Origin of the sequence: Methylobacterium sp. GXS13 (genome assembly GCF_001455965.1) — a bacterium.
GTDB lineage: Bacteria > Pseudomonadota > Alphaproteobacteria > Rhizobiales > Beijerinckiaceae > Methylobacterium.
On the sequence record NZ_LKKO01000062.1, the window covers coordinates 19,580 to 31,108 of the forward strand.

The 11,529-nt window shown below is 67.9% G+C and carries 10 protein-coding genes; 9 read left to right on the plus strand and 1 reads right to left on the minus strand.

Annotation, left to right across the window (positions count from 1 at the left end):
* Nucleotides 1-30: 30 nt before the first annotated feature.
* The 9 genes from AO398_RS21425 to AO398_RS21460 all read left to right on the plus strand — a co-directional run bounded on the left by AO398_RS21425 (nt 31) and on the right by AO398_RS21460 (nt 10,806).
* A complete protein-coding gene (locus AO398_RS21425) occupies nt 31-1,116 on the plus strand; it encodes an efflux RND transporter periplasmic adaptor subunit (RefSeq protein WP_058194219.1) in 1,086 nt (361 codons plus the stop codon).
* Entirely contained in the window at nt 1,113-4,220 is a 3,108-nt protein-coding gene (locus AO398_RS21430) for an efflux RND transporter permease subunit (RefSeq protein ID WP_058194220.1), read from the plus strand. The genes AO398_RS21425 and AO398_RS21430 overlap by 4 nt, the downstream gene beginning before the upstream one ends.
* Before the next feature lie 221 nt (nt 4,221-4,441).
* Nucleotides 4,442-4,984: a TetR family transcriptional regulator gene (locus tag AO398_RS21435; RefSeq protein WP_058194221.1), complete on the plus strand. Its 543-nt coding sequence runs from the start codon at nt 4,442-4,444 to the stop codon at nt 4,982-4,984.
* A gap of 77 nt (nt 4,985-5,061) precedes the next feature.
* The gene (gene fabF / locus AO398_RS21440; RefSeq protein ID WP_058194222.1) at nt 5,062-6,357 is read left to right on the plus strand and encodes a beta-ketoacyl-ACP synthase II; all 1,296 of its coding nucleotides are present in this window, start codon (nt 5,062-5,064) and stop codon (nt 6,355-6,357) included.
* Nucleotides 6,358-6,907: 550 nt separating this feature from the next.
* Nucleotides 6,908-7,882 carry a hypothetical protein gene (locus AO398_RS29485; RefSeq protein ID WP_244498843.1) on the plus strand — a complete coding sequence of 325 codons (975 nt, stop codon included), beginning with the start codon at nt 6,908-6,910 and terminating at the stop codon, nt 7,880-7,882.
* Nucleotides 7,883-8,004: 122 nt separating this feature from the next.
* The gene (locus AO398_RS21450; RefSeq protein ID WP_082643390.1) at nt 8,005-9,426 is read left to right on the plus strand and encodes an MATE family efflux transporter; all 1,422 of its coding nucleotides are present in this window, start codon (nt 8,005-8,007) and stop codon (nt 9,424-9,426) included.
* An 18-nt stretch (nt 9,427-9,444) separates the two neighbouring features.
* Complete coding sequence (locus tag AO398_RS29490; protein WP_244498844.1) at nt 9,445-9,591, plus strand: hypothetical protein; 147 nt, start codon at nt 9,445-9,447, stop codon at nt 9,589-9,591.
* A gap of 9 nt (nt 9,592-9,600) precedes the next feature.
* Nucleotides 9,601-9,813 carry a hypothetical protein gene (locus tag AO398_RS21455; protein ID WP_244498845.1) on the plus strand — a complete coding sequence of 71 codons (213 nt, stop codon included), beginning with the start codon at nt 9,601-9,603 and terminating at the stop codon, nt 9,811-9,813.
* Nucleotides 9,814-9,984: 171 nt separating this feature from the next.
* Nucleotides 9,985-10,806: an oxidoreductase gene (locus AO398_RS21460; RefSeq protein ID WP_058194225.1), complete on the plus strand. Its 822-nt coding sequence runs from the start codon at nt 9,985-9,987 to the stop codon at nt 10,804-10,806.
* A gap of 341 nt (nt 10,807-11,147) precedes the next feature.
* Here the strand turns inward: AO398_RS21460 and AO398_RS21465 are convergent.
* A partial coding sequence (locus AO398_RS21465) for an IS3 family transposase (RefSeq protein ID WP_058194226.1) occupies nt 11,148-11,529 on the minus strand: 382 nt, incomplete at its 5' end.

Consider the following 11,529-nt stretch of genomic DNA (forward strand, 5'->3'; position numbering starts at 1 on the left):
AACGGCCGATCTGCGGTAGGGGCACGGGCTATGGATACGAGAGTGGTGATCGGTTTAACCGCCTTGGCCCTTTCCGCCTGCTCACAATCCGAGACGGCCGTGGCGCCGGAGCCGCCGTTGGTTCAGATCGCCGAGGTCGCTCCGGGCGTCGGCGGCGTCTCGCGCTACACGGGCGTCATCCGGGCGCGCACCGAGAGCAACCTCGGCTTCCGGGTCGGCGGCAAGATCTTCGAGCGGCTCGTCGATCCGGGCGACCACGTCAAGCTCGGCCAGCCCCTGATGCGCCTCGACCGGACCGACTTCACCCTGGCGCTCAACGCCGCCCGCTCCTCCGTCGAGTCGGCCCGCGCCCAGATGATCAAGGCCAGAGCCGACGAGGAGCGTAGCCGCAAGCTCGTCTCCGATGGCTGGACCTCCAAGCAGACCTACGACCAGAACAAGGGCGCGGCCGACTCCGCCATCGCCCAGTTCGCCAATGCCGAGGCGCAGGCAAGCCAGATCGAGAACCAGGCCGGCTATTCCGAGCTGAAGGCCGATGCCGACGGCGTGGTCATGGACGTCCCTTCCTATCCCGGGGAGGTGGTCGCCGCCGGCCAGACCGTGGTGAAGCTCGCTCGCGACGGCGCGCGCGAGGCGGAAATCTTTCTGCCCGAAGCCAACCGGAACCTCGCCAAGGGCGAGGCCACGGCGACGCTCTACGCCGAGGGCGAGGCGATCTACCCGGCTCGACTGCGCGAGTTGTCGGCCATCGCCGACCAGGCAACGCGGACCTACCGGGGGCGCTTCATCCTCGCGGGGGGCGGTGAGGACGCGCCGCTCGGCGCCACCGTGACCCTGCAACTCAGGGACCGTGGGGCGGCCCGCGCCGCAACCGTCGAGGTTCCGCTGAGCGCCTTGTTCGACCAGGGGCGCGGCCCCGCGGTCTGGCGCTACGACGTCGCCAGCGGGACCGTGAAGCCGCAGGCCGTGAAGGTCTCCCGCATGGGCGAGGAGCGCGCCGACGTCGTCGCCGGCCTGAACCCCGGCGACCGGATCGTGGCGCTCGGCGCTCATCTCCTCAAGGCCGACCAGAAGGTCCGCCAAGCGCCCGCCAGCATGACCGGGGTGGTACGATGAGCGGCTTCAACCTCTCGGCGCTAGCCGTCCGCGAGCGGGCCGTCACACTGTTCCTGCTGATCACGCTCATCGGCGCCGGCTTCTTTGCCTTCGAGAAGCTCGGCCGCGGCGAGGACCCGAGCTTCGCGGTTAAGACGATGGTCGTCTCGGCCGCCTGGCCTGGGGCCACGACGGACGAGATGCAGCGCCAGGTCGCCGACCCCCTGGAGAAGCGCCTGCAGGAACTCTTCTACTACGACCGCGCCGAGACCACCGTGCGCCCCGGCCTGCTACTCATGAAGGTGTTCTTCAAGGACAGCATGCCGCCGGCCAGGCTGCCGTCGGAGTTCTACCAGACCCGCAAGAAGCTCTCCGACCAGGCCTCCAGCCTGCCGCGCGGGGTGATGGGGCCGCTGTTCAACGACGAGTTCTCGGACGTCTACTTCTCGCTCTATGCGCTCCAGGCCAAGGGCATGCCGCACCGCCAGCTGGTCCTGCGCGCCGAGGACCTGCGCCAGCGCCTCCTTCGGGTGACGGGAGTCGAGAAGATCAACATCCTGGGCGAGCAGGCTCAGAAGATCTTCGTCGAGATCTCCTACCAGCGGCTCGCGACGCTCGGCATCTCAGGCCAGCAGCTCCTCGCCGCGCTGGCCAACCAGAACGACGTGACCCCGGCCGGCTTCGTCGAGGCGGCGGGCCCGCGCGTGTACCTGCGCTTGGACGGCGCCATCGACGGGATCGACGCCATCCGCAACCTGCCCGTGGCGGCCGGCGACCGCAGCCTCAAGCTCGGCGACATCGCCGAGGTGAAGCGCGGCTACGAGGACCCCAAGGCCTTCGAGATCCGCAACGACGGCGAGGCCGCCCTGATCCTCGGCCTCGTGATGAAGCCCGGCTACAACGGCCTCACCCTGGGTGCGGCGCTCAACGCCGAGGAGGTGGCGATCCACCACGAGACGCCGGCCGGCATCGAATTCACCAAGATCACCGATCAGGCCAAGGTCATCGACGACGCCATCCACGAATTCATGGTCAAGTTCTTCACGGCGCTGGGCGTGGTGATCTTCGTGTCCCTGGTGGCGCTCGGATTCCGGGTCGGCATCGTCGTGGCCCTGGCCGTGCCGCTCACCCTCTCGGCGGTGTTCGTGGTGATGATGCTCACGGGGCGCGACTTCGACCGCATCACGCTGGGCGCCCTCATCATCTCGCTGGGGCTCCTCGTCGACGACGCCATCATCGCCATCGAGATCATGGTGGTGCGCATGGAGGAGGGCTACGACCGCATCGAGGCGGCGACCTATGCGGTGAGCTCGACCGCCGCGCCGATGCTCACCGGCACCATCGTCACCATCGCGGGCTTCCTGCCGGTGGGCTTCGCCGCCTCCACGGCGGGCGAATACGCCGGCAACATCTTCTGGGTGGTGGCCTTCTCACTCATCATCTCGTGGATCGTGGCGGTGACCTTCACGCCCTATCTCGGCGTCAAGCTGCTACCCAACATCAAGAAGGTCGCGGGCGGACACGGGGCGATCTACGCGACGAAGAACTACCAGCGCCTGCGCCGCGTCGTGCGGATGTCCGTCGACCACAAGTGGATCGCCGCCGGCATCACCGTGGGCCTGTTCGCGCTCGCCGTGGTCGGCATGGGTAAGGTCGAGCAGCAGTTCTTCCCGAACTCCGAGCGGCCCGAGCTCATCGTCGAGGTTACCCTGCCGACGGGCTCGGCCTTCGGGACGACGGAGGCAAGCGTCAAGCGGATCGAGGCAGCCGTGCGCGACCTGCCCGAGGCCAAGGAAATCACCAGCTATATCGGCCAAGGCATGCCGCGCTTCGTGCTGTCCTTCGATCCCGAACTGCCCGATCCGGCCTTCGCGCAGATCGTGGTGCAGACGGCCGACGCCCACGCCCGCGACGCGCTTCGGATCAAGGTTCGCAAGCTCGTCGACGAGGGCCGCTTCCCCGAGGCCCGGGTGCGGGTGCTTCAGATCGTGTTCGGACCGCCGGTTCGCTTTCCGGTCGCCTTCCGGGTGGTGGGCCCCGAACTCGACGTCATCCGCGGCATCGCCGAGGAGGTCCGAGGGGTGATGGCGGGCAATCCCAACATGCGGATGGTCCACCTCGACTGGGGCAACAGGACGCCGACCCTGCGCCTCGCCTTCGACCAGGAGCGACTGCGCCTGATCGGCCTGACCCCCAAGGAGGCCGCCCAGCAGCTGCAGAGCTACCTCAACGGTACGCCCGCCACCCAGGTGCGCGAGAACCTGCGTTCCGTCGACGTCGTCCTGCGCAGCCCCGGCCCTGAGCGGCGTTCGCTCGGCGAGATCGGCGACCTGACACTGACGACCAAGGATGGGCGCCAAGTGCCGGTCTCGCAGGTGGCGCGTTTGGAGAGCCAGAGCGAGGACGCGGTCCTGAAGCGCTACAACCGCGAGACCTACATCCGCGTGCAGGGCGACGTGCTCGACGGCCTGCAGCCGCCCGACATCCACGCCCAAGTCTTCCCCCTCCTCGACCCGATCAAGGCCAAGCTCCCGCCGGGCTACCGCATCGATACGGCCGGGTCGGTGGAGGAGAGCGCGAAGGCGATGACGGCCCTCGTCGCGGTGTTCCCGATCATGCTGATCGTGACGCTGACCGTGATCATGCTGCAGGTGCGCTCCTTCGCGACCATGTTCATGGTGTTCGCCACCGCGCCGCTGGGTCTGGTCGGTGCGGTGCCGACCCTGCTGATCTTCCAGCAGCCCTTCGGCTTCAACGCGATCCTGGGACTGATCGCCCTGTCGGGCATCCTGATGCGCAACACCCTGATCCTGGTGGACGAGATCCACCACGACCAGGCGGCGGGCCTGAAGGATTACGACGCCATCGTGGAATCCACCGTGCGCCGCGCGCGGCCCGTGATCCTCACCGCGGTGGCCGCCATGCTCGCCTTCATTCCCCTCACCCACTCGGTGTTCTGGGGGGCGCTGGCCTACGTGCTCATCGGCGGCGTCGGCGTCGGCACCCTGCTGACCCTGCTGTTCCTGCCCGCCCTCTACGCCCTGTGGTTCAGGGTCGGGCGGGAACCGCGCGGTAAGGAAGCCGCGTCCGGTGACCACGCGATGCCGGTGCAATCCAGGTCCTGAGATCGGACCGTACGAGTTAATGTCCCGATACCGGGGCATTCGAGGATCGTGCGCCCTGGACCCGGGCGCACGGTACGACGACCGGCCTGCGCTCCGCCCCCCTGCGCAGGCCGGTCGATTGTCCCCGCGGATCGTTCCCGCATGGACGGCGATAGGAGCGGCTCTTCTTTAGATGACATAACGCATCTATATCATAGTCGAGAACGCTGAAGGATCAGGCAATGCCAAGGGTTTCGCAGGAACAGGCCAGGATCAATCGTCAGCGTGTGGTTGAGGTCGCAGCCGCCCTGTTCCGGGAGCGCGGCCTCCATGGCGTCGGGGTGGTGGACATCATGGCCGCCGCTGGCCTGACCCATGGCGGCTTCTATGGTCAGTTCGCCAACAAGGACGCCCTGGCGGCCGAGGCGTTCGACGCGGCGCTTGCCGAGGAATACCGGGGAAATACAGACACGGTCGTCGCGAACTACCTCTCCCTCGGCCATGTCCGGGCGCCGGGGAAGGGATGCCCGCTCGCGGCCCTCGCCAACGACGTCTCTCGGGAAACGTCGGGCAGCGAAGTCCGGGGCCGGTTCACGAAAGGCGTCGAGCGCCTCGCGAGCATCGTCGCCGCCCTGACGCCGAAGGCATCGAAGGAGCGCCGTCGCCAGCGCTCCCTGGCGACGGTGTCGACCCTCGTCGGGGCCGTGGTCCTCGCCAGGGCGGTCGACGACGAGGCGTTGGCGACGGAACTGCTCCAGGCGGCTCAGGCCTCCATCCCGACCTGACCTCCGCGAACGGGCGCGGGGGACGGAGCATCCCCACGCCACCTCGCAGCACCCGCTCGACACACAGGATCATGCCGATGCGCGAACCCATCGTGATCACCGGGATGGGCGTCGTCTCGCCCCTCGGGTGCAGCGTCGAGGGGATGTGGCGACGCCTGATCGCCTCCGAGTCAGGCCTGAGGCGGCTGCCGGATGACATCGTCCCGGACATCGACGCGAAGGTGGCGGGGATCGTCCCCGCGAAGGGCGAGGATGGCGACGGTTTCGATCCCGACGCGCTGATCGCGGTCAAGGACCGGCGGAAGATGGACCGCTTCATCCAGTTCACCCTGGTCGCCGCGGATCAGGCCCTCAGGCAATCGGGCTGGAAGCCCTCCAGCGAGGTGGAGCGCGTACGGACCGCGACCGTCGTGGCCTCCGGTATCGGCGGCTTCCAGACCATCACCGACGCCGTGGAAACCGTAGGCGCCCGCGGTGCCCACCGCCTCTCTCCGTTCACGGTCCCGGCCTTCCTGGTCAATCTCGCCGCCGGACACGTCTCTATCCGCTATGGCTTCAAGGGGCCGCTCGGCGCGAGGGTCACCGCCTGCGCGGCGAGCGTCCAGGCCATCGGCGACGCCATGCGCCTCATCCGCGCCGGCGAGGCCGACGTCGTCGTCTGTGGCGGCGCCGAAGCCTGCGTCACCCGCGTCGCCCTCGGAGGGTTCGCCGCGGCGCGCAGCCTCTCGACCGGCTTCAACGACACGCCTGCCGCCGCCTCCCGACCGTTCGACCGAAGCCGCGACGGCTTCGTCATGGGCGAAGGGGCCGGCATCCTCGTGCTGGAAACGCTGGCTCATGCCCGCGCCCGCGGCGCCGTTCCGCTTGCCGAATTGGTGGGCTACGGCACCAGCGCGGATGCCTACCACCTCACCGCCGGTCCTCCGGACGGCAGCGGAGCCCGTCAGGCCATCACCACCGCCCTGGCGATGGCGGGGCTCGAACCCGCCTCCATCGGCTACGTGAACGCGCACGCGACGGCGACACCGGTCGGGGACTCAGGTGAGCTTGCGGCGCTGAGGTCTGTCTTCGGCGGGAGCGGTCCGGCGATCTCGTCGACCAAGTCCGCGACGGGGCACCTCCTCGGCGCCGCGGGTGCGGTGGAGGCGATCATCACGGTGATGGCGCTTCGCAGCGGCGTCCTGCCCCCGACCTTGAACCTCACCGATCCCGACGAGGCCTCGGCCGGACTGGACCTCATCGGCCCGACGGCCCGGCACGCCTCCATTGAGCATGCCCTCTCGAACGGCTTCGGCTTCGGTGGGGTCAATGCCAGCATCGTCCTCAAACGTGTGCCGCCTGGCGTGGGCAACGCGTCCACGACCGCTTTCTGACGCGGCCGAGGTTGTGCCGCTGCGCACAGGGAACCGCTTGCACACCCACAATAGATGTCGTACGTAATTTTTTAGGGGTTGGGCGTTCGACGGGGCGGCAGACTCGCCAGGCCGGTTGATAGGGGTTTGACGGCGATGAGCAGCGGTGTTCGAGATATCGGCGTAGAGGCAGCCAAAACCCGGGGCGACGCGGGCGATGAGCCCCGGTCCCAGTCAAAGTCCGATGCGGTCTGCACCCCGGGAAACGCCCTCGAAGGCGACCCGACGCCGGATGCGGACCGGACATGGGACATCTCCGACTGGTTCAGGATCTCTTGAGGTCAGGGACCGCTTCAGGTCCCGGGCGCAATCAACGCGCGACCTCGTTCCCTCCACTCCGGCTGGACCGCCGTCGGTACTCACGGCCGGAGCGCCGGATGTCTCCGTCGACGACCTCGGTCCCGGCGCATCTCCCGGCCGGGTGTCGGGCTTCCGGTGATCTTCGGGTGCCTGTCCGGGGCGACCCGAACGTTCGCCCCGCCCCAGGCGAAGAAAGTCGAAAGGTCCTTCCATGACGCGCATCGAACCACTGCGGCGGGTGACCAGGATGTCGGTGCTGACGGTCGTCCTCGCCGGGCTGAGCTTGCCTGCGATGGCATCCGACGGAACTCCCGCAATACGCCTGCCTGACACGAGCCGCTTTCCCGAGAACGTGGGCTCGACCCACGATGGCACGCTGTTCGTGAGCAGCATCGCGGATGGCGGCGTGCTGAGGGTCGCGAGCGACGGCGCGGTCGTGACCGCATTTCTGAAGCCGGGCGATCACGGCACGCGGTCGACCTTCGGCGTCCTGGCGGACGAGAAGCGCGGCACGCTGTGGGTGGCCTCGAACGACGCCACCGCCCTCGGTGCGAAGGGGCCGACGAGCACGGAAGGCGCCTGGGTCAAGGCATTCGACCTCGCGACCGGCGCGCTACGGCGGAGCGTCCGGCTTCCGGGTCTGAGATCGCTCGCGAATGATTTCGCCCTGGATGACGGGGGCTCGCTCTACGTCACCGATACATTCGCCCCGCAGGTTCTGAGGCTGGGGCCGGACGCCAAGGAATTCGAGGTCTTCGTCGAAAATCCGGTGCTTGCAAAGGGACTCGACGGCATCGCGTTCGGGCCGGACGGCAATTTGTACGTCAACACCTTCATAGGCGGCGAGTTGTTTCGCATCGACGTGAAGGACGGGGCCGCCGGTCAGGTCACTAAGCTTGAGACGACGCGCGCCCTGAAGTTCCCGGACGGGCTTCGGGCGTTCGGGGACGGCTTACTGATGGTCGAGGGCAGCGGTGCCCTGAGCCGGGTCACGGTATCGGGTGACGCCGCGAAGGTCGACCCCGTTGGACAGTTCGCGGGTCCGACGAGCGTGACGGTCGCGGGCGACAGGGTCTGGGTTGCCGAAGGTCAGCTCGGACTTCTGTCCGCCTCGGGGAAGGACGGCAGCGGGTCGCCGAGCTTCCACCTCCGCTCCGTCGGCCTCGGCCAGGTCGCCGGCCGGTAGGCCTGCAAGCCCGTGCGGGATGCCCGTTCCATGGCATCCCGCGCGGGAGATGACGATCCGGAGGGACCCTGATGCCGGACGTGGCTGATACCGACACCGCCGGCGACCGGGAGCGCCCCGCCATGGACATCCGCACGCGTCGCCTGCTCGAAGCCCCCCTGATGCCGACCCTGGCCCGGATGGCGGTGCCGAATATCCTCGTGATGATGGTGCAGACCTCCATCGGCCTGATCGAGACGTATTACGTGGCGTCGCTCGGCACCGACGCCCTGGCGGGCATAGCCCTCGTCTTTCCGGTGGTGATGCTCGTCCAAATGCTGTCCGCCGGCGGCATGGGCGGCGGCATCCAGTCCGCGGTCTCGCGCACCCTCGGTGCCGGGCGCCAGGCGGATGCCGGGGAGTTGGCCTGGCATGCATCGGTCCTCGCCCTGGGGCTCGGGATCGCGACGAGCCTCCTCGCCTTGCCATTGGGGCCGGCCCTCTACGCCCTGATGGGCGGCACACCCTCCTCCCTGGCGGCCGCGACCGCCTATGCGCAGGTCGTCTTCGGCGGTGCGGTCCTGATCTGGCTCTTCAACGCATTGTCGGCGGTGATCCGCGGCACCGGCAACATGGCGCTCCCGGCCATCGTCAGTTGCGCCGGGGCCGTCGTGCTGATTCCGCTCTCGCCTGCGCTGATCTTCGGCTGGGGACCGTTCCCCGAACTCGGGGTCGCGGGTGGAGGCGTCGCGTTCGCGGCCTATTACGCCATCGGCACAGCGGTCTTCGCGGTCTACCTGTGGTCCGGCCGCGGCGTGCTGCGGCCGAGCCCGAGACTGCCGAGGCTGGCCTGGGCGCCATCCCGCGAGATCCTTCGGATCGGCGTGCTGTCTGGCATCGCCAGCATGACCTCCAACCTCACCGTCATCGCCGCGACCGGCTTCGTCGGGACCGCGGGCCCGGCGGCAGTGGCCGGATACGGAACCGGTGCACGGCTGGAGTACCTCCTGGTCCCCCTCGTGTTCGGTCTCGGCTCTCCCATCGCCGCCCTGGTCGGCACGGCGCTCGGGGCGGGAGCCCATGCCCGCGCGTGGCGGGCCGCGTTGACCGGCGCCGTCGTGGCCGGTGTCCTGACGGAAGCCATCGGACTTGCGGCAGCCTTGCATCCAACGGCTTGGCTCGGGCTGTTCGGCGACGATCCGGCGATGCTGGCCACGGGCGCCCTCTATCTACGCCTGGCCGGCCCCTTCTACGGGTTTTTCGGGTTCGGACTGGCGCTCTACTTCGCGGCCCAGGGTGCCGGCCGCGTCGGCTGGCCGCTCGCCGCCAGCCTGCTTCGGATGGCGGTGGCGCTGGGCGGAGCCTGGATGGCCATTGCGCTCGGGTTCGGACTGACCGGCACGTTCCTCGCCGTCGCCGCCGGGTTCGTCGTCATGGGCCTGGTCAACGGCGCGTCTTTCGCGTCAGGCCGCATGTTCCCGGACACCCCTGCCGGCGAATCCGGCGCGGCTCCATCAAATCCCGTGCACCCCGTGGGGGCGGTCGCGGGTCGCCTTTCGCCCTGAGCGACGGAGACACCATCGATGTCCGCAATGTTCGCCTGGAAAGGGTTCGGAGAATGCGCCCTGCGGCGGCGGCCAACGACCATCCCACCGGGCGCGGCCGTGATGAAGTTCGCGGTGCCGGGGTTCGAGGTCTCGAACTTCGAGCGCTTCGGCCACGCGACCTGATCCAGGTACGTGGTGGGCATCGAGCCGTCGAAGGGTTCGATCCTGCTCTGGGCGCAAGGCTACGTCGCCTACGCGGCTCTGTTCCTGGCCGCCTCCATGGCCGGGGGCGTCGATCACCCTCGTGTCGGCGATCCGGTCGTGATGGCCATTCGGGCTCTTGGGCTGACAGCACTCCTGTTCGCCCTCGCCTTCCCTCGCCGAGGTGAAACCTCGGCCGTCTGAAGCGGGGGGGGACGACGACGACGTTCCGCTGGTGGGGACTTCGTCCGGGCTCTGCCATCGAAAGTGACGGTGCCACGACAAAAATATTTGTCAGGGCTTGTCCTAAAAGATTACATACATAATCTATTGAAGCGGGTCGCGGTCGGCAACTCGCGTCAACGGGAGGGCATCATGGTCCAGGGAAGCAAAAAGACCGCAATCGTCACCGGGGCCGCCTCCGGCATCGGCCTCTCGGCCGCGAAGGCCTTGCAGGCCGCGGGCTATCGGGTGTTCGGGACTAGCCGCAAGCCCGTTCCGGATACGGGCGGCGGGATCAGGATGCTCGTATGCGACGTGACCGACGAGACGTCAGTCGCCGAGATGGTTGAGACGGTCTTCGGCGAGACCGGCCGCGTCGACCTCCTGGTGAACAACGCCGGCTTCGGCATCAGCGGGCCGGCCGAGGAGACCTCCGTCGCGCAGGCCCAGGCCATGTTCGACGTGAACCTGTTCGGCGTCATCCGGACGACCCAGGCGGTCCTCCCTTTGATGCGTGCTCAGAAAGGCGGCCGCATCGTCAACGTCAGCTCGGTGCAGGGCCTCATTCCCGCCCCCTACATGGCGCTGTACGGCGCCAGCAAGCACGCGGTCGAGGGCTACTCGGAGTCGCTCGACCACGAGATCCGCGGCCAGGGCATTCGCGTCGTGCTCGTCGAGCCCGCCTTCACGCGGACCGCCTTCGACCAGAACCTGGTCCAGCCCGACAAGTCCCTCGACATCTATGCGGCGGACCGTGCAGGGCGCAGCAAATTCTTGAATGAGGTCATGAAGACCGCCGATGCGCCCGAGGTCGTGGCGAAGGTGATCGTGAAGGCGGCGACCGTGGTAGCGCCTAAGCGCCGCTACGCCGCGGGACCGAAGGCGCGACAGGTCAGCTTGCTGCGTCGGTTCGTGCCGGCGAATGCCTTCGACAAGGCCATCCGGAAGGAAATGCAGCTTCCGCCAATGTCCTGATGACCCGTGCCGGAAACGTCGTCCGGGCCTTGAGAACGTTTCGACCGTTATCGGCACCACCTAGCCGGTGCGGTCAGACCAGGCCGTTCGAAGACGGACACTTCGCGGCGCACGGAACTCACTTTATAAATTACTATCTTAATATATAATGGTTCCCTGGCCGGGACATCGACCGAGGTCGGTCGGCCCCGGTCGGATCGAGCCGCGACAGAGGTGCATGTCCGTATGAAGCTCGAAGACCATCCGACCGTCAGGCACTTCTGATCGGCCCCCACAGGGTGGTCCAAGGTTAAAGTTAGTGCGCGGTAGGCCTGGAGTTGACCCCGTTTGTGGTCCACGGCCTATGCAAGTTTTCGGGCTGTGACAGCTTGGTTGGCGAAGGCTCGGGGCGTCAAGCCGCCCAAGGCCGTATGGGGGCGATCCTCGTTATAGTGGCACCTCCAGTCCTCGATGCGCTCGCGGGCATCGGCCAGAGATAGGAACCACGAGGCGTTCAGACATTCCGCCCGTAGGCGGCCGTTGAACGACTCGATGTAGGCGTTGTCTGTCGGTTTGCCCGGTCGTGAGAAGTCGATCTCGACCCCGTTCAGGTAGGTCCACTGGTCGAGCATGCGCCCGGCGAACTCCGGTCCATTGTCCACCCGTAGGCTCTTTGGACGACCGCGGAGCTTCACCAGTGCGTCCAGGGCCTCGGTCACCTGGAAGGCGCGGAAGTTGGCTCTC

Bases quoted from the DNA above. Each gene is read 5' to 3' on its own strand.
- AO398_RS21435 (WP_058194221.1), top strand. From the start codon at position 4,442: ATGCCAAGGGTTTCGCAGGAACAGGCCAGGATCAATCGTCAGCGTGTG.
- AO398_RS21460 (WP_058194225.1), top strand. From the start codon at position 9,985: ATGGTCCAGGGAAGCAAAAAGACCGCAATCGTCACCGGGGCCGCCTCC.
- AO398_RS21430 (WP_058194220.1), top strand. From the start codon at position 1,113: ATGAGCGGCTTCAACCTCTCGGCGCTAGCCGTCCGCGAGCGGGCCGTC.
- AO398_RS21425 (WP_058194219.1), top strand. From the start codon at position 31: ATGGATACGAGAGTGGTGATCGGTTTAACCGCCTTGGCCCTTTCCGCC.
- AO398_RS21450 (WP_082643390.1), top strand. From the start codon at position 8,005: ATGGACATCCGCACGCGTCGCCTGCTCGAAGCCCCCCTGATGCCGACC.
- fabF (WP_058194222.1), top strand. From the start codon at position 5,062: ATGCGCGAACCCATCGTGATCACCGGGATGGGCGTCGTCTCGCCCCTC.
- AO398_RS29485 (WP_244498843.1), top strand. From the start codon at position 6,908: ATGACGCGCATCGAACCACTGCGGCGGGTGACCAGGATGTCGGTGCTG.
- AO398_RS29490 (WP_244498844.1), top strand. From the start codon at position 9,445: ATGTCCGCAATGTTCGCCTGGAAAGGGTTCGGAGAATGCGCCCTGCGG.